Origin of the sequence: Rathayibacter sp. AY1C1 (assembly GCF_002932105.1) — a bacterium.
Lineage (GTDB): Bacteria > Actinomycetota > Actinomycetes > Actinomycetales > Microbacteriaceae > Rathayibacter.
In genome coordinates this window covers 1-19,490 of sequence record NZ_PSWH01000049.1, presented here as the reverse complement: position 1 = coordinate 19,490, position 19,490 = coordinate 1, and the positions used below count along the sequence as shown (strand labels likewise).

The following is a 19,490-nucleotide window of genomic DNA, read 5'->3' as shown; positions in this document are numbered from 1 at the left end:
CCGTCACCCCCTCTCGACCCCGTCCAGCGCCTCCGCCTCGGCGATCCGCAGCCGCATCTGCCGGTAGCGGTGGAACTGGTACACCCCGTGCAGCACCGCGAGGACGACCGCGGCCGCCATCCCGCACGCGATCGCGGAGACCTCGTCCGCGCCGCTCTGCGTCAGCGCGAGCGCGACTCCGGCGCCCGCCACGATCGAGTTGACCACCGCGATCGCCGAGGACATCGTGAAGAAGATGCCCCGCCAGCTCTGCCGCCGGCCGATCTCGAGCAGCTCGTTCGGCGCGTGGCGGCCGCGCGGCACCGCGAAGTAGGCGCCCGCTCCCGGCAGCAGGGTCCCGTAGTAGCGGCGGATGCGCTGGATGGCCGTCAGCGCGGCGATGTCCTCCATCGAGGTCTGCACCAGCCGCTCGTAGGTGAACACCCCCAGCAGCACGACGACCGGGATGATCACCGCGAGGAACCCCATCGCGTACCGGGTCGGGGCGAGGAAGCCGAAGGCCACGAGCGAGCTGGAGAGCATCGTCAGGTAGAGCGAGGCGCGGCTGCTCGACTCCGTCACGGTGATGCCGCGCGCCGACTCCAGGACGAAGTGCTCGGTCAGGAGGGCGTTGAGGAACGCGGCCGGCCGGTCCGGGAGCGACGCGGCGGAGACGGCGGCCTCGGGCAGCGCGGGCGTGCGGGGAGGGTCCTCCTCGTCGAGGCGGTCGCCCGGCTCCGGATTCACGGCCGCACCTCTCGCGGGGACCGCACCTCTCGCGGGGCCGCCCCGCGGCGTCCGCTCTTCGAGTCATCCGACTCGCGCACCGGCTCCACCCGCGCGCCTACCGTCGGACGCGACGCCGAGCACCGCCACCGGGGCGCGTGCGCAGACACCGAAGGGCCGTTCATGACCGACACCCGCCACCTCCACTCGAACCAGCGAGACACCCTCGAGCGGCTGCTCGAGGACTCGCCGAGCCACAACGTCCTCTGGGCGGACGTGCTGACGCTGCTCGAGGCCGTCGGCACCGTCCACGAGAAGCACGACGGCGCCTTCTCGGTGACGGTCGGCTCGACCACCGAGACCCTCCACCGGCCGCACCACAAGGACGTGGACGAGCAGCAGCTCGTCGACCTGCGCCGCCTGCTCCGCGGAGCGGGGTACGGCGCATGAGCGCGGGGACGCCCGCCGACCTCACCGGGTCGGCAGCCGAGCGCCTCCGCCGGCTGGACGCGCTCGACGCGGGTGCGCTGACCGAGGAGTGGCTGCTGCGCCAGCTGCGACTCGCGCTCGGGGATCTCGCCGCGCTCGAGCCGGCCGCCGAGGCCGAGCAGGAGCGGCGCGAGGACTTCTGACGCGGCGGGCGGCCGTCCGAAGTGCACGCGGCCGGCACCCGGACGGCCGCCGGCTCGCACCCCGCAGCGTCGCCCCGCTCCGCCGCTCACCGCCCGGCCGCCGCGCTGCGGGCGCGCAGCAGCACGCCGGCCGTCGCGGTCGCCGCCAGCACGAGCGCCGCGAACACCGTCAGCACCGTCGTCGCGGCGACGAGGTTGAGCGCCGCTCCCGCCGCCAGTGCGGGCACCGCGAGCCCCGTGTACGCGACCAGGAACACCACCGCCAGGGTCTCGCCCCGGCGGGCGGGATCCGCGAGGGCGACCGCCGTGCCGATCGAGCCCTTGAAGAGCAGCCCCACCCCGAAGCCCGAGACGACGGCCCCGGCGAGGAACACTCCCAGCTGCGGAGCGATCGCTCCGGCCGCGACCGCCGCCAGCCCGACCGCGCAGCCCGCCACCGCGATCGAGAGCTGCAGGCGCGTCCCCACCTTCACGAGCAGCAGCTGGCCGAGGGCCGCGGAGGCGAACACGGCGAAGGACGTCGCGCCGGCCAGCAGGTGGTCGCGCACCTGGAAGGTCTGCACCAGGAACGTCGGTGCGAGCGAGGTGAAGAGGCCGAGGACGGAGAAGGCCGAGAACGCTCCGAACGCCGCGAGCAGGAACGCCCGGCGCGCGTCCGCCGGCACCGAGAGCCGCTGCGGCCGGTAGGGGGGCGCCGTCTCCGGCACGTCGACCGTCTCGGGCACGAGGAGCAGCGCCAGGCCCGCCACGAGCAGCGCGACCAGGAACACCTGGTGCGGCAGGAGGAGCGGATCGGGCAGGAACTCGGCGAAGACCCCTCCGAGCAGCGGGCCCAGCGAGAGTCCGCCGAGGTTCACCGCGCCCGAGATCGACGCGGCGACGATCGTGTTCTCGTCCGGCCGGGCGCGGGCGCGCAGCTCGCCGAGGTGCGCGGTGGCGGTGGCGGTGAGCATCCCGATGCTGACGCCGTTGACGAAGCGGGCGACGATCAGCCCCGGCACCTCCGTCGTCAGCGAGAAGAGCACGGCCGAGATCGCCGAGACGAGCACCGCGATCAGCAGCACTCGGCGGCGGCCGAGCCAGTCGCTGACGTGACCGGCGAGGTACAGGCTCACGATCACTCCGACCGCGTAGGCGGCGAAGACGACGGTGATCACGAACGGCGGGAAGCCGTCGAGCTGCTGGTAGAGCGGGTAGAGGGGTGTCGGCACCGTCGAGTACGCCATCACGAGCAGGAAGGTCGCGGCGACGATCCAGAAGCCGACGCCGTGGCGCACCGTCGGCAGTCGGCGGCTCACGAGGTCTCCTGCAGGTGGCGGTGGGCGAAGGTGACGGCCATCGCGCCCTCGCCGACGGCGGAGGCGACGCGCTTGACCGAGCTGCGGCGCACGTCCCCCGCGGCGAAGGAGCCGGGGACGCTGGTCTCGAGGTAGAACGGCGCCCGCTCGAGCGGCCAGTCGCGAGCCGCGTGCTCACCGGCGAGATCCGGTCCGGTCACGAGGTAGTCGCCGGAGTCGCGGACGATCGCGGTCTCCGCCGCCCACGTCGTGTCCGGCTCGCCCCCGATGCAGACGAAGAGGTGGGAGGTGGCCAGCGCCCCGTGCGCGCCGGTCGCCGAGTTCTCGACCTCGATCGACTCGAGGGCGTCGGCGCCGTGCAGGCGGGTGACGCGGGAGTCGAGCAGGATCGTCACGTTCGGCTGCCGGACGACGCGCTCCGCGAGGTAGGAGGAGAGGCTGTCGGCCAGATCCGGGCCGCGGACCAGCATGGTCACGTGCCGCGCGTGCGCCGAGAGGTTCATCACGGCCTGCCCGGCCGAGTTGCCGCCTCCGACGACCACGACGTCCTCGCCCTCGCAGAGCGGCGCCTCGCTCGTGCCGGCGCCGTAGTAGAGGCCGACGCCGAGCAGCTCGTCCTCGCGCTCGAGGCCGAGCCGGCGCCACTGGATGCCCGTGGCGCAGATGTTGGTGCGGGCGACGACGGTCGTCCCGTCGGCGAGCAGCGCGTGGATCCGGTCGTCGGCGAAGCGCCCGCGGATCCCCTCGCGCATCCGCAGCAGCTCGGCGCCGAACGAGACGGCCTGCTGCCGCGCGCGCTCGGCCAGATCGGCTCCCGCGATCCCGTGCGGGAAGCCGAGGTAGTTCTCGATCAGGCTGCTCGAGCCGGCCTGCCCGCCGATGGCCGAGCGCTCGAGGACCACGACCTTCAGCCCCTCCGAGGCGGCGTACACGGCGGCCGAGAGCCCGGCCGGACCGGCTCCGTAGATGGACAGGTCGTACTCCGCGAGCCGCGGCGAGCCGACCCAGCCGAGCCGGGCCGCGACCTCGGCGAGCGTCGGATCGGAGGCGCGGCTGCCGTCCGGGAACACCACGAGGGGGAGCGACGCGGTGGCGAGCGGGTGCCCGGCGACGGCGAGGCACTGCTCGTCCGTGTCGATCGGCGTCCACGAGAACGAGACGACGCTGCGCGAGAGGAGGTCGCGGATCTCCCACGCGTCGCGGCTCTCGCGCCGCCCGTAGAGGCGGACCTGCGGGAGGTCCCCGGGCACGGTCACGAGGCCCGCCGCCGCTCGAGCCCGTCGCGGAACTTCATCAGCTTGAGGCAGAGGTGCAGCGTGCTGCGGGCGAGGCCGTCGTCGAGCGCCTCCCGGACCGCCTCGGGCAGGTTGTCGAGGCGGTAGTAGAGCGTGGTGCGGTGGATGTGGAGGAGCCCGCACGCCTCCCGCACACTGCCGCGCACGTCGAGGTAGGCCTCGACCGTCCGCCGCTGCACCTCGTCGCCCCGCTCGAGCAGCGTCGCCGCGGCCGGCGAGAGCATGGCGAGCTGCGAGCTGTCCGCCCCGATCGAGGCGAGGAGCACCCAGGCCCCGAGCTCGGCGATGTCGGCCCGGCCGCGGCCGTCGGGCAGGGAGCCGACGATGGTCGCCGCGAGGGCGGCCCGCTCGGCGGTCGGGAGGAGGTCGTCGTCGCGGACGTCGAAGCGCGCCGAGCCGATCGCGTCGACGGCCGTGCCGCGGCCGCGCGCCTCCGCCCGCAGGACGTCGTCCGCCTCCGCGGCGGCCTCGGGCGCCTCCACGCTCACGAAGAACAGCACACCCTCCTGGTCGCCGAGGAACGTCAGGCCGGAGGCGGCGCTCGCGTCGATCCGCCGCGCCAGCGCCGTCCGCTGCAGGGAGCCGGTCGGGCCGGTCAGCCGCACCGCGCGGACCACGGTCTGGGCGTCTCGGCGCAGCCAGCGGCGCTCGACCGCCTCGGCGAAGGAGGCGCGCCGGGTGCCGCCGTCGCCCGACAGGAGCGCCGCGAGGACGTCTGCGCGCCGGGAGCTGCCGCCCGCCCGCGTCGAGGGGCCGAGGAGGCGGCGGATCGCTCCGACGGCCGCGTCGATGAGCGAGTACTCGGCCGGAGTGAGCGGCGCGGGCCGCTCCCGGGGGAGGAGGAGGGTCGCGAGCCGGCCCCGCGGATCCTGGACGGGGAACACGCCGTCGTGAGGAGCCTCCTCGCGCGCGCGCGTCGCGGCCAGCACCCGGCTCGAGGCGTCCTCGATCGTCACCGGGCGGTCGAGAGCCTGGGCGAGCTCGTCGGCGAGGTCCTGCAGAGTCATCGGCGGGGATCCGTGTGGGGGGCCATGCCGTGATCCTCGCGGAGGGAGCCCTCCCGAAGCGTGGCCCTTCCAGGCCCACCTTCCGCGTCCGATCCGCTGCCGGCCGCGATGAGACGCTCAGCCTCCGCTGCCGGGGCGGTCCCCGGGGAACCCGTCCGCGAGGAGGCGGTCGAGGACGTCCGGCCAGTCGAGCAGGACGCCGATGTGGCCTCGACCGGGCCGGATCGTGAGCTCCGCGGCCGGGTGGAGGCGGCGGATCCGCTCCGCGTGGGCGACCGGGACCACCCTGTCCGCCGCGCCGTGGTGGAGGAGGACCGGCGCCGTGAGGCGCGAGAGGTCGACTCCCCAGGGCATGACGAGGGCGAGGTCGTCGTCGACGCTCCCGCCCTGTTCGAGCTCCGCGGCGCGTCCGGCCTCTGCGCCGAGCGCCGTCAGCGGGCCGTCGAGGGCCGAGTAGTCGTCACCGGTGAACTGCTCCGGATCGAAGCGGGCCGTCTCCGCCCACTCCTCGCGCGCAGCCCGGCCGTCGCGCGCGCTGCGGAGAGCGCCCGGATCCTGCATGCCGTCGAACCACGCTCCGTCGTCACTGAAGGGCGCTGGGCTGCCGAACGTCGCGACGCCCCGGACGCGATCACCTCCGAGAGCCCCGACGGCCAGTGCGTGCGGGCCGCCGCCGGAGTAGCCCGTCACCACGAAGCACTCGATCCCGAGCAGGTCGGCGACGCGGAGCACATCGGCGGCAGCGTCCGCGATGCTCCGTCCGGGAGCCCGCATCGAGCCGCCGAAGCCGGGACGGGCGACGGAGACGAGCCGGATGCCGCGCGCCGCAGCGGCGTCGACGTGGGGAGCGAGGAGTGCGCCGGTGTGCGGTGTCCCTCCGCACCAGACGACTGCAGCGCGGGGGGCTCGAGTCCCGGGGAGGTCGTGGGCGACGAGCGTGCGCGAGTCGACGCGGAACTCGTACCGGGACGTAGCGGCGCGTCCGGTCATGGAGGAACGGTAGCCGCCTGTCGAGGGCAGTGGGCGTCGCCCGGCCCGACCGGGATGCGACGTCTCGTCGTAGGGTCGACGGGAGGGTCGGTGGGCCCTCGGACGGGAGGGGTCCGCATGTCGATCGACGAGGTGTCCGACGGGATCGAGGCGGCCGCCGCGCTGCCGTACGTGCGCTCCGGCTTCTCCGGCGCGACACCGTACGGGATCGCGCAGCGCTTCGCCGCGGGGGAGCTGACGCGGGAGCAGGCCGTCGACGAGCTCGGCCGCCGGCGCTACCGGCCCGGATCGCCGAGTGACGGCTTCGACTGGACGACCCTCGACCCGGGGGAGTTCGAGGAGGTCCGCCGGGCCCTGTCCGATGGTCTGCTCGACGCCGCGATGTACGACGAGATCCTCGACCGGTACAGCGGGCAGGACTCCTCCGGCGAGAGCGCGGCGTCCGCGGAGGAGAGCGCATGAGCGCCGGCCCCCTGGACCTCGCCTTCACCGCCCCGATCGGTGTCGCCGTGAAGGGCGACCTCTGGTCGTGCGTCGAGGTGCCCGGCTCCGTCGAGCTGCTCGGCACAGGGAGGTCGGTGAAGGTGGTCGCCACCGTCGACGGCGAGCCGGTGACCGCGGGCCTGCTGCCGACCGGCGCCGGCGGCCACATGCTGTCGATCAGCGCGAAACTGCGGAAGACGATCGGCAAGGACCTCGGCGACGTCGTCACCGTCCACCTGACCGAGCGCCTGAGCTGAGCACTGGCGGTTGGCCAGGGCCCGCGTGCGGATGGTTGACTCGACGGATGCGGAATCGAGTCCTGTTCGTCGTCGGGGTCACAGCGATGTTCGTCGCGCTGGTGCTGAGGCTGGTGTGGCCGGCCGGTGAATTCGCCTCCGGCTTCTCGCTCGCCCTGCAGCTGAGCGGCATCCTGCTCCTCCTGGTCTACGGGGTGAAGCACTTCACGGGGCGGCCGCGCCGGAGCTGAGCGGCTCATCCCAATCGGGGGTGTAGGAGTTGGGGTCTGAAGCCGCCGGTCTCGAGCAGGCTTCGGGCGATGTAGTTGGTCAGGTTGCGGAACCCGAGTGCGGAGCCGCGCAGGTGTTCGAGCCGTCCGTTGAGCGCCTCGGCCGGCCCGTTGCTGGTGCCGGGTCGTTCGAACTAGGCGAGCACGTCAGCGGCTCGCTTGTTCAGGGTCCGGCCCAGGGTGGTGAGCTCGGTGAGTACCTTGGGGACGCCGGCGCTGAGGTCGGTGATCAGCTTCTCCATGAGCTCGCGGCCACGTTGCCGGTCCTCGTGGCGATAGGCGGCGATCATGCGCTGGTAGACACCCCAGGTCGCCTCGACCTCGACGTGAGCGTCATCAACGAACAGCGCGCGTAGCCTGTCGCTCTGCTTGTCGGTGAGCAGGTCCGCGCCGGTGCGCAGACCGAGGCCGTCGAGTCGAGCGAAGGCGGTCAGGGCAGGGCGGCCGAAGCCGGCCGGCGGGGTAGCGTCGGTCACGTCGAGGTCTTTCGGACGGATGGCGTAGGAACCTCCGTCGTCGGGAGACCTCGACGTCTATCTGCGGACCGACGCTCCCGGCCGACCTACACCGTCATCTGAGAAGACCCCTGAAACGTCTTCGCCGACGACGGGGCCGGCGAGGAGGAGGGCGCGGTGAGTTAGAAGAATGGAGCTTGCTCGGCTTCGACGCCGCCGCAAGCCCCGGTGAAACGGTCGGTACTGGTCGGTCGTCGTCGGTCACCACCGGATGGCGGCGTCCTCCACGCTCGGCGTTTGCGCAGGTCAGCGGCTCGTTCGCCCAGTCGGCGCATCAAGCGATAGACGCAAAGCCGACGTCATTAGGTCGTCCGTTCGATTCCGACAGGCGGCTCCGGCGAACCGTTCTGGTGGTCGCGCGATGCGCTGGCCTCACGGCTCTGCCCGACACCGACGGCGCTCTCCTCTGCGACGGACCCCTCGCCGGCTGAGCGCTCGCGGCCGGCATCCTGTCCGTGTGCCGATAGGCCTCGCACCGCTCGGCAACGCAGCGTGGCGTTGCGTCGCGACCTGGCGACGGCTCGGCGGGGCGCGATCGTCTCGTGCGTTGGCGGACTACGGGAGCTTGGACGCGAGGACGTCGGCCGCCAGGATCTCGGGTGCTGCGCCGAGGAGGTGCTGGTTGGCCATCAGGGCTGCGACGATGGCGCCGTTGGCGTGGGCGTCGCGAGCGGCTTCGTCGGGGAATGCATCGAAGATCCAGAAGGTGTCGGCGTGGGTCCTGACCGCGAACCAGACAATCGTTCCTACTTCTTCGTTGGCGAGTGCGACAGCGCCGGCGAGCAGATCGGCGACCGCGTCGTGCTGTCCATCGGCCGCGACGATCTTGGCGACGAAGGCATACGGAAGTGATGCGGGTGTGGACATGAGGGACTCTCCTTGACGTCGGGGTTCTTCGTGGGACGAGTTCAGCGTATGACGAGCGAGGGCCGGTGGGGAGTGGCGTATACGGCAGTATTGCTATTGTTTACGTCATGCGTATCGGACTGATCGCGATCGACGGCTGCTTCGGTTCGGCTATCGCGTCGATCATCGACATCGTGCGGGTGGCCGACGGAGCCCGCGGCGATGTCGACCCGCGGATCGACCCGATCGAACTCGCCATCCTCGGACCGAAACGGCGAGTGACCACGACGGCATCGATGACCCTGTCGGTGGACCACCCGCTGTCGGAGTCCGGAGAGTTCGACGTGGTCGTCGTCCCTGCGCTTGGAACCCTTACGGCCGCCGCTACCAACGACGTCCTCCAGAGCCGAGATGCTCGTTCGGTCATCGCCTCGCTCGGGCGCCTCGACGAGGCGACCACCCGGATCGCCGCGGCGTGCACCGGCGTGTTCGCTGTCGCCGAGACCGGACGGATGCATCATCGGAGGGCGACGACCAGCTGGTTCCTGGGGCCGGAGTTCCTGAAGCGCTATCCGACCGTCGCCCTCGATCTCGACACCATGGTCGTGGTCGACGGGAACCTCGTCACCGCCGGCGCCGCGTTCGCCCACATCGACCTCGCGCTCTCACTCGTGCGATCGATCAGCCCCGACCTGGCCCAACATGTCGCCAAGCTCCTCATCATCGACGAGCGTCCGTCTCAGGCGGCCTTCGTCGCCTACGAACATCTCCGGCACGAGGACCCGATCGTCGTCGAGTTCGAACGCTTCGTGCGCGCCCGCCTGGACGAACCGTTCAACGTCGCCTTCGTCGCGCAGTCGCTCGGCACCAGCCGGCGCACCCTCGAACGACGAGTCCGTGCGGCGCTCAACCTCACTCCGCTCGGCTTCGTCCAACGGCTTCGCATCGAACGAGCTCGGCACCTCTCAGCAACCACGGACTTCACCTCCGCCGAGATCGCGCTACGGGTCGGCTACGCGAATGCCGAGACTCTGCGCTCCCTCCTGCGCAGGGAGCGACGCCGTTCCTGACCTATCGCCATGCCTGTAGCCGGTGTCCTAGCGCTCGACTGGAACCACCTCTCAGCACGTCGCGTCGACGCTCCTGCGTCGCCCCTGGACGACCCACTCGACACGCCCGCAGCACAGGTCATGTGACGTGTCCCGGCTTCCCGGACGGTCGGGGTTGGGTGGCTGTGATGTCGCTGCGTTCTCGTCGAGGGGGTCAGCAGACTCGATCAGGGTCGACTGGGATGAGACGCGAAGGCGGTCAGGTCAGGGCGGCCGAAGCCGGCCGGCGGGGTAGCGTCGGTCACGTCGAGGTCTTTCGGACGGATGGTGTAAGAACCTCCGTCGTCGGGAGACCTCGACGTCTATCTGCGGACCGACGCTCCCGGCCGACCTACACCCTCATCTGGGAAGAGCCAGCTGAGCTCCGGAATCGGAGGAAGACCCGTGAGCGGAGCGGAGGAGCCGGCCTTGGCGAATCCGGAGCCGGAGGTCCACCGGGCGCTCGCGCGGTGGGCGGCGGAGTGCGCGGAGCGCGCCCTCCCCGCGTTCGAGGAGCGGGACCCGGACAATGCCCGGCCCCGGCGCGCGCTCGACGTCCTCCTCGCCTGGGGGCGGGGCGAGGCTCCGATGACCGAGTGCCGCACGGCGGCCTTCACGGCGCACGCCGCAGCCCGCGCCGCGACGCAGGCGGGCGAGCGGGCCGCCACCGCTGCCGCGCGGGCGGCCGGGCAGGCCGCAGCCGTCGCGCATATGGTCGATCACTGCTCGCACGCCGCCGTGGAGAGCAGCGCGCAGCCTCGGGCCTTCACGCGAAGGAGCGCGCAACGGATCGTCGCTCTCACTGAATCCGCCCGCTGCGCGGATGCTCTCCCAGCGATCTTCTCGCGTCGTTGAACGTCCGCGACTGCTGTGTCGTGTCCTCGGTGGGACCACCTCGGCCCCCGCACTACAGGAGGCATCATGCTCAAGCGAATCGCGACCACTGTGACGACTGCGGCGTTCGCCGCCGTCCTTCTCGCCGGATGCTCGACGGCCGCCGGCTCGGCCGCCTCGTCGGAAGCGCCGGCCGACAGCCCCTCCGCCACCGCGATGGCCTCCGCCACCGCGACCGCCTCCGCTGAGACGGCGGCTCTCACGACGGCGTCCTCGCCGCTGGGCGAGATCATCACGGACGAGGCCGGCTACACCGTCTACACGTTCATGAAGGACACGCAGAACTCGGGCAGCAGCAGCTGCTACGACGAGTGCGCCACGACCTGGCCGGCCGTGACGGCGTCCAGCACGACCGCCGCGGACGGGATCACCGGAGAGGTCGGCTCGATCACGCGCACCGACGGGACGACCCAGCTGACCGTCGACGGATGGCCGGTCTACCGGTTCGCGAAGGACACCGCGCCGGGCCAGGTCAACGGGCAGGGTGTGAAGGACGCCTGGTACGTCCTCCTCCCCGACGGCACGATGAACAAGGAAGCCGCGGCCATGAGCACCGCCACCCCGGCGTCCTGATGCGACGGCGACCCGTCCCCGCGCAGCGAAGCGCATCGTCGGGCCGGGTCGCCGGTTCTCGACAGGCATGGACGGAAGGGATGACCGGCAGTGATCGCAGCAACCGTGATGAGGGAGCGCACCGTGGCGCTTCGAGGCGGTGAGCGTTGTGCCCCGCCCCGTCGATGAGCTCCTGGCGGCGCTGTACGAGAGTCACGGCCCGGCCTTGCGGCGCTTCGTGCAGAACCTCACTCGGAACGCGGCGCTGACGGAGGACGTCGTGCAGGAGACGATGGTCCGGGCCTGGCAGCGCCCGCAGGTCCTCGAACGCGACGCCGACGCCGCTCGCGCGTGGCTGTTCACCGTCGCCCGCAACCTCGTCATCGACGACGCCCGATCCGCTCGGAGCCGACGCGAGGTGCCGGCGAAGGACGAAGACGGCGGCGGCGCCGTCCCCGATCGCACCGACGCGGTCCTGGACAGCATCCTGGTCGCCGACGCTCTCGCATCGCTGTCGGTGGAGCATCGTCAGATCGTGGTGGACGCGTACTTCCTCGGACACACCGTCCCCGAGATCGCCCGCCGGCACTCCATCCCCGAGGGAACAGCGAAATCTCGATTGCACTACGGACTGCGCGGACTGCGACTGGCTCTGCAGGAAAGGGGCGTCACCCGATGAACGACCACCACGGAAGCTCTGCGACGGAGGACGAGTACCGCGACTGGGACGCGTCCTACGTCCTCGGCGCTCTCCCCGCAGATCAGCGACTCGAGTACGAGCAGCACCTCAGCGGCTGCGCGGCCTGCCGCGCGGCCGTGGCAGAGCTGGCAGGACTGCCCGGCATCGTCGGCCGCCTCTCCGTCGAGGACGCTCTCGCCATCAGCGCATCGGACGACGGCGAGGAGGCGCCGCCGTCGATGGTGACGCTGCCCGCCATCGCCCACCGTGTCCGGACGCGCCGACGTCGGCGCCGGCTGGTGACGTCCCTCGCCGTCGCGGCCGCCGTCACCGCCTCCGTCTTCGGAGGTGTCGCTCTCGGCACGGGCATCGCGGGCGCTCCCGTGGCCAGCGAGGCGACCCTCGAACCGATGGACCCGACCGCGGCCGATCCCGCTCTCGCTGCGGACATCCAGGTCGAGGGGAAGCCGTGGGGCACCCGGCTGGAGTGGAGCTGCACCTACAGTGGTGATGCGCCCGCCGACGCGGAGTACGAACTCGTGATCACCCGCACAGACGGCAGCACGATCACCGTCGCCACCTGGACGGCGGCCGGGCGGCGCGCCGTCGACCTGGCGGCGTCCACGGGCGTCGCCCGGTCGGAGATCACCGGCGTCGACATCAGAGTCCGCGGCACGAACTCCCCCCTCGTCCGCACCGACACCTGAGACACCGCCCACCCGCAGGAGACACCGACACTGCCCGCGGTGCCGCGGGCACCGGACAGGAGCAGACCATGAGCACCGAGACCACGCCGCTGCACATCACCCGCGAGGGCCCGAGAAGCTTCATCGGCCGCAACGCGCGAGGAGCCGAGGTCCGCATCGGCGGGTCGGACGCCGACGGCGTGTTCTCGCCCGGCGAGCTGCTGCACCTCGCCCTCGCCGCCTGCGGCATGCTCTCCTCGGACCACATCCTCGCCAGCCGGCTCGGAGCCGACTTCGAAGCGACCACCGACATCACCGCGACCAAGCCCGAGGGCGAGGACCGCTACGACTCGATCGCCGCCGTGATCCGCGCCGACCTGTCGGCGCTCGATCCCGAGCGGATCGCCTCACTGTCCGAGCGCACCCACCGGGCGGTCGACCGCCAGTGCACCGTCGGCCACACGCTCGAGCACGGCGCGGCGTACACCGTCGACGTCGTGGACGACCAGGCCGTTCCCGTCAGCGGTTCGAGGACGGGGGCCGTCTGAGATCAACACCTCATCGGTCACGGCGACCGGTGACGACCGAGACGCGGACGTCTCCCTTCAGTGCCGTCAGTCTGCGACTCGCCGACCGGATCCGAGACGATTCGCGAGGCGGAGCGCGTTCACGGAGCGGAGGTGCTGGTCGGCGCGGTGACGCCCGTTGGCCGGTGAGGGGTGCGGTGCCGCGAGGACGGGGACGACACGGGGATCATCGTGCAGGGTCAGATAGCGCATGACCCCGTCGAGCGCCACGGTCCCGTAGGTGACGACGGCGTCGAGCGCGGGCAGCAGCTCCAGCAGCTCACCGAGCGCGAGCCGGCCCTGCTCGATGTCCGCGGGGCGGACGCGGCCAGGGATCTCCCACGGGATGAGGTTCCACCGGACGTAGTGGTCGCGGGAGAGTCCGGACTCGATGCGGGCCGCCCGGAACGCGGCGGCGGTGGGCCCGAGGTTGTCTTCGCTGCAGACGGCAGCGGATCCCGCGGCGATCGTCCGAGGGCCGGGTGACTGCATCAGCACCAGGACGCGACTGGCGGTGCCGCCGGAGCGGGGATCGAAGCCCGGAACGAAGCGTCCGGTCGCGTCCGCGGTACTCCGCCAGGTCTCGGCGAGGGCGTTCAGGGTTCGGACATCCACGATGCTCCTCGATCCCGGTCAGGCCGGCCGCGGTGGTGCGAGCAGGGTGCCGCGGATCACGGAACCGTGGAACGTGCGGGCGGCGACGATGATCCACGCGGCGACCAGGCCGACGTAGTAGAGCACGGCGAGGCCGGCGACGACCGTGAGACCGGAGTGCAGGGCGAGGCCGTTCAGTCCGGTGACGCAGGTGCCGACGGGGAACGTGAACGACCACCACGTCAGACTGAACGGCAGGTGCTCCTTCGCGGTGCGGAGGGTGATCGCGAGGGCGATGACGGTCCAGAGCAGCGCGAAGCCGAGCATCGCGAAGCCGTACACCAGAGCCACGACCAGCAGCGCACGCGCCATGCCGGCGTCCACGACGGTGGGCGCGTTCGAGGCGAGCAGATTCACAGCGGTGATCGACTGTCCGACCGGACCGAGGACGATCCACAGCGTCGGCACCATCCCCGCCGCTCCTACCTTGTGCTGCGCGAGCCGGTTCCAGATCAGGGTGATCACCACCAGCGACGCGACCAGGCTGAGGCCGAAGAAGCCGTAGCAGGACCACAGGAGCGTCTCCCGCGCTTGCCCGGCGGGCGTGTACGGCAGCAGCACTGCGCCGGTGGAAGCGGACACCATCGGCGGAACGATCGGCATCAGCCAGCCGCCGAACGCCGAATCGGGCTTGTTCTCATGCCGGGTGAACGCGAGGTAGGGCACCAGGACCGCCGTCACCAGCCCGCCGAGAGTCCCCGCACCCCAGAGCACCCAGTCGATGGTGACAGCGGCCGGCAGGCCGATCCAGTCCTTGCCGAGGAGGAGGGTTCCCGCGCCGACGGTGAGGAACGCCATGGGAGGCGCGCCGTAGAAGTGCGAGAGGACCGGATTCAGGTGGTGCCTCATCGCTGTAGCGCGGTAGCGGACCCAGTGCAGCCCGGTCGCGACCGTCAGCGCGACGAGCAGCAGCGCGGCGATCGCCCAGACGACGGTGGCCCCGGTACGGAGTCCGGGGAACTGGAGTGGCAGGGACGCGGCGGCGACCGCGACGATGCCGGTGCCCATGATCGACGCGAACCAGTTCGGCGTCAGGTTCGACACGATCAGTCCCGGATGCTCCAACTCCCGGAACAAGCGCCTCGACCGCGGAGGATGCCCGATCGAGGAAGATGCGCGGGCGGGGGAGAAAGTTGTCATGACTCCAGCCTGAGCATCACCGTCACCAGCCGATACAGCGATCGTGTTGGCGGGGCACAATGAGTGCTTGTGGCGACGCGACGATTGACGGACCGGATCCTGGATCTCGACACGCTGGAGGTGCTCGAACGCATCGCCGAGGCGGGCTCGCTCTCCCGCGCTGCCGAAGCCCTCGGCGTCACCCAGCAGGCCGTCTCGGCGCGTCTGCGGGTAGCGGAGCGCGCCATCGGGCAGCCGCTCGTGCGCCGCTCTCCGACCGGGTCCCTGATGACCGACGCGGGCCGGCTCGTGCTCGAGTTGGCCGGCCCGGTCCTCGAGGCGTCCCGCCGCCTCGAGGCGGGCGCGGCGGCACTGCGACAGCCGACCGGCTCACTGGTTCTCGCGGCGTCGCAGACCATCGCCGAACTGCTGCTCCCACGCTGGCTCCTCGAATTCCGACAGCGCACACCCGAGGTGAGTGTGCAACTGATCGCCGGCAATTCAGCCACGGTCACAGAGCTCGTGAGATCCGGTGCCGCGCAACTCGGATTCGTCGAGACACCGGCGTCCACGGCCACGCTCTCCTCTGACGTGGTCGCGGAGGACGAACTCGCTGTCGTCGTAGCACCGGACCACCCCTGGGCACGCGCGGCGAGTATCAGCGCCGAGGACTTGGCCGGCACCGCACTGCTGACACGAGAAGAAGGCTCCGGCACCCGGACGACCCTCGAAGCATGGCTCCACGACGCCGGGCTCGCACCCACGACTCCCGCCGCGATCCTTGAAACGACGGCGATCATCCGAGCGAACGCCCGCGCCGGCATCGCGCCCGCAGTCATGAGCATCCTCACCGTCGAAAGAGATCTCGCCGCGCGCTCACTGATACGAGTGCCCCTCCGCGGACCAGCACTCGTGCGACCCCTCCGCGCCATCTGGTCCGATCGCATCGGGTCGTCCGCGGCGGCGTTCCTGGAGATCGCACACGAGTTGCGCTGACCGGTGCACGGCTCGTCGCTACGCCGATCACGCCCGCGGCCGTGTCTGCTCGAGCTACAGCGATCTGGTCGATCTGCACACGGCGGCGCGGACGTCATGTCGCGGTGATGGCGAAGAGCCCGCCGATGCCGACGGTGTAGAGCGCGAGCACGATCAACGAGTCGATTCCCATGCCGGCGATGCGGCGGGTGGGTCGGAAGATCAGTCCGACGATGTAGACGAGGGTGAGCAGGGCGGCGAGAGCGGTGAGGTAGATGTCGGACGAGTTCGCCTGCGGGAGGACTGCGGTGCCGGAGAGGACGGTGGCGACGAGGAACAGGACGGGGAGGAAGGCGTTGCCGCCGAAGATGTCGCTGATGGCGAGGTTGTCGTCGCCCTGCTTGATGGCTTGCAGCCCGGTCGAGATCTCGGGGAGGGAGGTGGCGAGAGCGAGCACGGTGGCTCCGAACAGCACCCCGGAGAGACCGAGCTGCGAGGATGCTGCGTCACCGGCGCGCTCGAGCACGACACCGGCGAGGAGGGTCGCCGCTGCCGAGATCGTGAACACGATGGTCGCCTTGCGTGTGCTCATCGGGTGCGTCTTCTTCTTCGCGGGGGATGCTGTCGCGTCGGGGGCCCGCCCGTCCTCGTGCCAGGGGAGGTGCTTGCCGGAGCGTTGCACGAGCAGCAGCCCGACGACCCAGAGGCCGGCGATGAGGACGACGTCCGGGGTCAGGCGCAGCACTTCCAGTCCGGAGGGCAGCTGGCTGCCGGCGATGACGACGGCGAGCACCGCGACGACCACGAGCCCCTCGAGCACGAGTGTGAGGGACGCGGCACGGTAGGTGAGCGGCTTCGCACCCTTTCCGCGCTTGCCGAACAGGTCGAGGACGACGAGGACCACGGTCTGCAGTGCGATGCCGCCGAGGATGTTGCCGACCGCGACGTCCAGGTTCCCGGAGAGCGCGGCGGACACGGTGATCGCGATCTCCGGCAGGTTCGTCGCGACGGCGAGAACGATCAGACCGCCCAGCGCACTCCCCAGGTGCAGGCGCGCGTCCAGAACGTCCGTGGCCTTCGACAACTGGATGCCGGCGACCCACACCACTGCGGCGGCGGCGAGAAAGATGACGACGAGAACAACGAAGGGCAGACCATCCATGCAGTGAGTGAACCGCGCCGACGACGATTCGCGACCCCCTTGCGCCTGAGCTGCTTCTCACCGCCTCGCGCGCGGTGGTCTCCGTGGTGATCGGTTCGACCGCGTGCCGTCCTCGACGACACCCCGATCGTCGGGTCGAGCGTGATCCCACCGTTCGTTCCCGAGGCGCGCTTCGTCAGTAGCAGCCGATTCGGGTACGCCGCAGCGTCCGCACGTGAACGCGCGGGCAGTTGGCGGGGACCAGACCCGGGAGGAAGGCACCGGTGTCGCCCGCAGTGCATCTGCGACACTCCACTGGCTCCAGATCCTGCGATCCTCGAGCGGCTTGACCGGATCGTCGGTGACCGTGTCCCGTGGCAGACGCATCAGATGGCCGGTGACGTTGCACACGCTCTGGCGACGCTCGCGGACCGTGTCGATGCGGTCATGATCATTGTCGGCACGAAGGAGCCGTCTCTGCGTCGCACCGTGCAGGAGGTTTTCTCCGGTGCCGTCGGCGCCCGTCTCGCTCACCGTCAGCACCGGCCGGCCCTCATGATCCCCCTCGCCCCGGTCGATGATTCGGAGCCGCTGCCCTGGTCCTGACCGAGGTGCGGGCGTAGGCTGACGGCAGTGGTGATGGATCCCGCCCGAGCGTGAGCTCGAACTGCCGCCGAGGCTGATGGTTCCTACCTTCTCGATCAGAGACCAGGTAGGTGACCCATGCCCGCGCATCCCCCGCTCGTCCTCGTGCGCCACGGTGAGAGCACCGGCAACGCCGACGGTCTCTTCTGCGGCGTCCTCGACGTCCCCCTCACCGACCTCGGACGTGACGAAGCGCGACAGGCCGCGACGCTACTGAGGGACGCATCGATCGACCCCGATCTGATCCTCACGTCGACCCTGCAACGCTCCACCGAATCGGCCCGGATCATCGCCGGCGCCCTTCCAGGGCGGCCGCGGATCGTCGCGGCCCAGTGGCGGCTGAACGAGCGCAACTACGGAGCGCTCACCGGCCTGTCCACAAGCGCCGTCGGAGCCCGGTACGGGGCCGACGCCTTCCTGGAGTGGCGCCGGTCGATGGACGTCCGCCCGCCTGCTCTGTCCGCCGCCGCCTTCGTGCAGCTGCACAGGTCCGCGGCGTTCCGTGGGCAGCCGGCCGAGGCGATGACGGAGACGGAGTCGTTGCGCGACGTCGTCCACCGACTGCAGCCGCTCCTCGAGGAGCGAATCCTGCCCGCCCTCCAGGAGGGCGAGACGGTGCTCATCGTCGGGCACGGCAACTCCCTGCGCGCGCTGCGCGCCCTTCTCGAGGACCTCGGCGATGCCGCGGTCCGCGATCTGAACATCCCGACCGGTCAGCCGTACCTGTACGACACCGGGCCGTCCGGGACACCGATCTCGAGGAGCGGACGCTACCTCGACCCCGCAAGAGCCGACCGAGCGGCGATCACGCTCGCCCACGAAGGAGGAACCTGATGAACGCCTACATCAGCCACACCCGCACCAGCATCCACGGGACGGGCGAGTACGTCACCCACCCCGCCGGACACCCGCTGGTCATCACCGACGTCGCCGCACGGCAGATCCTCGACTCCCGCGGCTTCCCGACCGTCGCTGTCACCCTGCGTCTGGACGACGACACCGTCCTGGACGCCTCCGCCCCCGCGGGCGCCTCGACGGGCGCGTTCGAAGCGGTCGAGCTGCGCGACGGCGGCCCCGCGTTCGGCGGACGCGGAGTCCGCTCCGCTGTCGCGGCCGTCGACGGCGAGATCCGCGCCCTCCTGCTCGACCACTCCTGGACTTCGCTTCGCGAGATCGACGAAGCGCTGCGAGCACTGGATGGAACCGCGAACCTCGCCCGCCTCGGAGCGAACTCCGTCGTCGCCGTCTCCATCGCGGCCGCCCGCGCCTTCGCCGCGCGCACCGGCCTGCCCCTGCACCGGTGGATCGCCGATCACACCGGGGCGACCGCCTCCCTGCCCGTCCCGCACTTCAACGTCATCAACGGCGGCGCGCACGCCGCGAACGGCCTCGACTTCCAAGAGTTCATGATCGCCCCCGTCTCCGCCGGCACCGAGGAGGAGGCCGTGCAGGTCGGCGCCGAGATCTATCACGCCCTCGCCGCCCGCGTCCGCACCGCCTACGGCACCTCCGGGCTCGGCGACGAGGGCGGCTTCGCGCCCCCCATCGACCGGCCCGAAGACGCCCTGGACCTCCTCGTCGCAGCGATCACCGACGCCGGATACCAGCCCGGCACCGGTGACATCGCGATCGCGATGGATCCCGCCGCGAACGGCTTCTTCCACGGCGACGGCCACTACACCGTCGCCGGCACCGATCTCGACCGCGACGCACTCGCCCGCTACTACGAGAAGCTGATCGCCGACTACCCGATCCGCAGCATCGAGGACGGCTTCGCCGAGGACGACCACGAGGGCTGGGCCCTCCTCGCCCACGCCATCAGCGACCGGGTGCAGCTCGTGGGAGACGACCTCTACGTCACCGACGCCGACCGCATCCGCGACGGAGCCCGCAACGGCTACTCCAACGCCGCACTCATCAAGCCCAATCAGATCGGCACCATCACCGGCACCCTCGACGCGATCGCGGCCGCGCACGACGCCGGCATGCGCTGCATGGTCTCCCACCGCTCCGGCGAGACCCTCGACACCTTCATCGCCGACCTCTCGGTGGGAACCGGAGTCGGGCAGATCAAATCCGGCGCCCCCGCGCGCGGCGAGAGGGTCGCGAAGTACAACCGCCTCGTCGACATCGAACACCTCGACCCCACGCTGCACTACGGTCTCACCCACTGACCCGCCCCCTCCCGAAAGGT

At 71.3% G+C, this 19,490-nt stretch carries 24 protein-coding genes, 1 pseudogene and 1 riboswitch; of the genes and pseudogenes, 15 read left to right on the top strand and 10 right to left on the bottom strand.

Annotated elements, in window-relative coordinates; all coding sequences use genetic code 11:
* Positions 1-3: 3 nt before the first annotated feature.
* Positions 4-726, bottom strand: a complete 723-nt coding sequence (locus tag C5C71_RS16300; RefSeq protein ID WP_104257442.1) for a hypothetical protein — start codon at positions 724-726, stop codon at positions 4-6.
* Between the two features lie 162 nt (positions 727-888).
* On the opposite strand from C5C71_RS16300, the gene C5C71_RS16295 reads away from it, so the two are divergent.
* Complete coding sequence (locus tag C5C71_RS16295; RefSeq protein ID WP_104257441.1) at positions 889-1,155, top strand: hypothetical protein; 267 nt, start codon at positions 889-891, stop codon at positions 1,153-1,155.
* Positions 1,152-1,337, top strand: coding sequence for a hypothetical protein (locus tag C5C71_RS16290; RefSeq protein ID WP_104224778.1), 186 nt, complete (start codon positions 1,152-1,154; stop codon positions 1,335-1,337). Before C5C71_RS16295 ends, C5C71_RS16290 begins: the two co-directional genes overlap by 4 nt.
* 86 nt (positions 1,338-1,423) lie before the next feature.
* Here C5C71_RS16290 and C5C71_RS16285 read toward each other — a convergent pair whose 3' ends face one another.
* From C5C71_RS16285 to C5C71_RS16270, 4 genes are all read right to left on the bottom strand, one after another.
* Positions 1,424-2,635 (bottom strand): MFS transporter, encoded by a 1,212-nt coding sequence (locus C5C71_RS16285; RefSeq protein ID WP_258068753.1) that lies wholly within the window; start codon positions 2,633-2,635, stop codon positions 1,424-1,426.
* Positions 2,632-3,891 carry an NAD(P)/FAD-dependent oxidoreductase gene (locus tag C5C71_RS16280; protein ID WP_219814206.1) on the bottom strand — a complete coding sequence of 420 codons (1,260 nt, stop codon included), beginning with the start codon at positions 3,889-3,891 and terminating at the stop codon, positions 2,632-2,634. The genes C5C71_RS16285 and C5C71_RS16280 overlap by 4 nt, the downstream gene beginning before the upstream one ends.
* Positions 3,888-4,937: a helix-turn-helix domain-containing protein gene (locus C5C71_RS16275; RefSeq protein ID WP_104263397.1), complete on the bottom strand. Its 1,050-nt coding sequence runs from the start codon at positions 4,935-4,937 to the stop codon at positions 3,888-3,890. Before C5C71_RS16275 ends, C5C71_RS16280 begins: the two co-directional genes overlap by 4 nt.
* Positions 4,938-5,054: 117 nt before the next feature.
* The gene (locus tag C5C71_RS16270; protein WP_104338084.1) at positions 5,055-5,927 is read right to left on the bottom strand and encodes an alpha/beta fold hydrolase; all 873 of its coding nucleotides are present in this window, start codon (positions 5,925-5,927) and stop codon (positions 5,055-5,057) included.
* Positions 5,928-6,044: 117 nt separating this feature from the next.
* Between C5C71_RS16270 and C5C71_RS16265 the strand changes: the two genes are divergently transcribed.
* The 3 genes from C5C71_RS16265 to C5C71_RS16255 are packed head-to-tail and all read left to right on the top strand — an operon-like array spanning position 6,045 to position 6,897.
* Positions 6,045-6,389, top strand: a complete 345-nt coding sequence (locus tag C5C71_RS16265; RefSeq protein ID WP_104309218.1) for a hypothetical protein — start codon at positions 6,045-6,047, stop codon at positions 6,387-6,389.
* Positions 6,386-6,667, top strand: a complete 282-nt coding sequence (locus C5C71_RS16260; protein WP_104250445.1) for a DUF1905 domain-containing protein — start codon at positions 6,386-6,388, stop codon at positions 6,665-6,667. Before C5C71_RS16265 ends, C5C71_RS16260 begins: the two co-directional genes overlap by 4 nt.
* A gap of 47 nt (positions 6,668-6,714) precedes the next feature.
* Complete coding sequence (locus C5C71_RS16255) at positions 6,715-6,897, top strand: hypothetical protein (RefSeq protein WP_104224784.1); 183 nt, start codon at positions 6,715-6,717, stop codon at positions 6,895-6,897.
* A gap of 5 nt (positions 6,898-6,902) precedes the next feature.
* On the opposite strand, the pseudogene C5C71_RS16250 reads toward C5C71_RS16255, so the two are convergent.
* Both C5C71_RS16250 and C5C71_RS16245 read right to left on the bottom strand, forming a co-directional pair.
* Positions 6,903-7,337 (bottom strand): annotated as a pseudogene (locus tag C5C71_RS16250) (transposase); the annotation flags it as partial.
* Positions 7,338-8,006: 669 nt separating this feature from the next.
* Positions 8,007-8,318, bottom strand: a complete 312-nt coding sequence (locus tag C5C71_RS16245; RefSeq protein WP_033107114.1) for a putative quinol monooxygenase — start codon at positions 8,316-8,318, stop codon at positions 8,007-8,009.
* Positions 8,319-8,425: 107 nt separating this feature from the next.
* On the opposite strand from C5C71_RS16245, the gene C5C71_RS16240 reads away from it, so the two are divergent.
* The 6 genes from C5C71_RS16240 (at position 8,426) to C5C71_RS16215 (ending at position 12,744) form a co-directional block, all read left to right on the top strand.
* Positions 8,426-9,367: a GlxA family transcriptional regulator gene (locus C5C71_RS16240; protein ID WP_053548963.1), complete on the top strand. Its 942-nt coding sequence runs from the start codon at positions 8,426-8,428 to the stop codon at positions 9,365-9,367.
* Positions 9,368-9,790: 423 nt separating this feature from the next.
* Complete coding sequence (locus C5C71_RS16235) at positions 9,791-10,240, top strand: putative immunity protein (protein WP_146084509.1); 450 nt, start codon at positions 9,791-9,793, stop codon at positions 10,238-10,240.
* A 66-nt stretch (positions 10,241-10,306) separates the two neighbouring features.
* Positions 10,307-10,852 (top strand): hypothetical protein, encoded by a 546-nt coding sequence (locus C5C71_RS16230; protein WP_104257434.1) that lies wholly within the window; start codon positions 10,307-10,309, stop codon positions 10,850-10,852.
* A gap of 139 nt (positions 10,853-10,991) precedes the next feature.
* Positions 10,992-11,510, top strand: coding sequence for a sigma-70 family RNA polymerase sigma factor (locus C5C71_RS16225; RefSeq protein WP_104224788.1), 519 nt, complete (start codon positions 10,992-10,994; stop codon positions 11,508-11,510).
* Positions 11,507-12,217 (top strand): anti-sigma factor, encoded by a 711-nt coding sequence (locus tag C5C71_RS16220; protein ID WP_104338082.1) that lies wholly within the window; start codon positions 11,507-11,509, stop codon positions 12,215-12,217. The genes C5C71_RS16225 and C5C71_RS16220 overlap by 4 nt, the downstream gene beginning before the upstream one ends.
* A gap of 68 nt (positions 12,218-12,285) precedes the next feature.
* Positions 12,286-12,744, top strand: a complete 459-nt coding sequence (locus tag C5C71_RS16215) for an OsmC family protein (protein WP_104263392.1) — start codon at positions 12,286-12,288, stop codon at positions 12,742-12,744.
* Positions 12,745-12,810: 66 nt separating this feature from the next.
* Here C5C71_RS16215 and C5C71_RS16210 read toward each other — a convergent pair whose 3' ends face one another.
* Together C5C71_RS16210 and C5C71_RS16205 are read right to left on the bottom strand one after the other, a co-directional pair.
* Complete coding sequence (locus tag C5C71_RS16210; protein ID WP_258068752.1) at positions 12,811-13,377, bottom strand: uracil-DNA glycosylase family protein; 567 nt, start codon at positions 13,375-13,377, stop codon at positions 12,811-12,813.
* Between the two features lie 18 nt (positions 13,378-13,395).
* Positions 13,396-14,460: a TDT family transporter gene (locus C5C71_RS16205; RefSeq protein ID WP_258068751.1), complete on the bottom strand. Its 1,065-nt coding sequence runs from the start codon at positions 14,458-14,460 to the stop codon at positions 13,396-13,398.
* A gap of 165 nt (positions 14,461-14,625) precedes the next feature.
* On the opposite strand from C5C71_RS16205, the gene C5C71_RS16200 reads away from it, so the two are divergent.
* Entirely contained in the window at positions 14,626-15,531 is a 906-nt protein-coding gene (locus C5C71_RS16200) for a LysR family transcriptional regulator (RefSeq protein WP_104309222.1), read from the top strand.
* A 94-nt stretch (positions 15,532-15,625) separates the two neighbouring features.
* Here the strand turns inward: C5C71_RS16200 and C5C71_RS16195 are convergent, their stop codons facing one another.
* A complete protein-coding gene (locus tag C5C71_RS16195) occupies positions 15,626-16,672 on the bottom strand; it encodes a sodium:calcium antiporter (RefSeq protein WP_104338080.1) in 1,047 nt (348 codons plus the stop codon).
* 369 nt (positions 16,673-17,041) lie between these two features.
* Between C5C71_RS16195 and C5C71_RS16190 the strand changes: the two genes are divergently transcribed.
* The 3 genes from C5C71_RS16190 to eno all read left to right on the top strand — a co-directional run bounded on the left by C5C71_RS16190 (position 17,042) and on the right by eno (position 19,470).
* Positions 17,042-17,257: a hypothetical protein gene (locus C5C71_RS16190; protein ID WP_104248139.1), complete on the top strand. Its 216-nt coding sequence runs from the start codon at positions 17,042-17,044 to the stop codon at positions 17,255-17,257.
* 20 nt (positions 17,258-17,277) lie between these two features.
* A riboswitch (Fluoride riboswitch) is annotated at positions 17,278-17,350 on the top strand.
* A 24-nt stretch (positions 17,351-17,374) separates the two neighbouring features.
* Positions 17,375-18,130, top strand: coding sequence for a 2,3-diphosphoglycerate-dependent phosphoglycerate mutase (locus C5C71_RS16185; RefSeq protein ID WP_104273837.1), 756 nt, complete (start codon positions 17,375-17,377; stop codon positions 18,128-18,130).
* On the top strand, positions 18,130-19,470 hold the full coding sequence (gene eno, locus C5C71_RS16180) for a phosphopyruvate hydratase (protein WP_104224797.1): 1,341 nt from the start codon (positions 18,130-18,132) through the stop codon (positions 19,468-19,470). Before C5C71_RS16185 ends, eno begins: the two co-directional genes overlap by 1 nt.
* Positions 19,471-19,490: the final 20 nt, after the last annotated feature.

Coding starts and splice junctions, on each gene's coding strand:
- C5C71_RS16295 (WP_104257441.1), top strand. CDS start 889: ATGACCGACACCCGCCACCTCCACTCGAACCAGCGAGACACCCTCGAG.
- C5C71_RS16290 (WP_104224778.1), top strand. CDS start 1,152: ATGAGCGCGGGGACGCCCGCCGACCTCACCGGGTCGGCAGCCGAGCGC.
- C5C71_RS16275 (WP_104263397.1), bottom strand. CDS start 4,937: ATGACTCTGCAGGACCTCGCCGACGAGCTCGCCCAGGCTCTCGACCGC.
- C5C71_RS16270 (WP_104338084.1), bottom strand. CDS start 5,927: ATGACCGGACGCGCCGCTACGTCCCGGTACGAGTTCCGCGTCGACTCG.
- C5C71_RS16265 (WP_104309218.1), top strand. CDS start 6,045: ATGTCGATCGACGAGGTGTCCGACGGGATCGAGGCGGCCGCCGCGCTG.
- C5C71_RS16260 (WP_104250445.1), top strand. CDS start 6,386: ATGAGCGCCGGCCCCCTGGACCTCGCCTTCACCGCCCCGATCGGTGTC.
- C5C71_RS16255 (WP_104224784.1), top strand. CDS start 6,715: ATGCGGAATCGAGTCCTGTTCGTCGTCGGGGTCACAGCGATGTTCGTC.
- C5C71_RS16245 (WP_033107114.1), bottom strand. CDS start 8,318: ATGTCCACACCCGCATCACTTCCGTATGCCTTCGTCGCCAAGATCGTC.
- C5C71_RS16240 (WP_053548963.1), top strand. CDS start 8,426: ATGCGTATCGGACTGATCGCGATCGACGGCTGCTTCGGTTCGGCTATC.
- C5C71_RS16230 (WP_104257434.1), top strand. CDS start 10,307: ATGCTCAAGCGAATCGCGACCACTGTGACGACTGCGGCGTTCGCCGCC.
- C5C71_RS16220 (WP_104338082.1), top strand. CDS start 11,507: ATGAACGACCACCACGGAAGCTCTGCGACGGAGGACGAGTACCGCGAC.
- C5C71_RS16215 (WP_104263392.1), top strand. CDS start 12,286: ATGAGCACCGAGACCACGCCGCTGCACATCACCCGCGAGGGCCCGAGA.
- C5C71_RS16195 (WP_104338080.1), bottom strand. CDS start 16,672: ATGGATGGTCTGCCCTTCGTTGTTCTCGTCGTCATCTTTCTCGCCGCC.
- C5C71_RS16190 (WP_104248139.1), top strand. CDS start 17,042: ATGGCCGGTGACGTTGCACACGCTCTGGCGACGCTCGCGGACCGTGTC.
- C5C71_RS16185 (WP_104273837.1), top strand. CDS start 17,375: ATGCCCGCGCATCCCCCGCTCGTCCTCGTGCGCCACGGTGAGAGCACC.
- eno (WP_104224797.1), top strand. CDS start 18,130: ATGAACGCCTACATCAGCCACACCCGCACCAGCATCCACGGGACGGGC.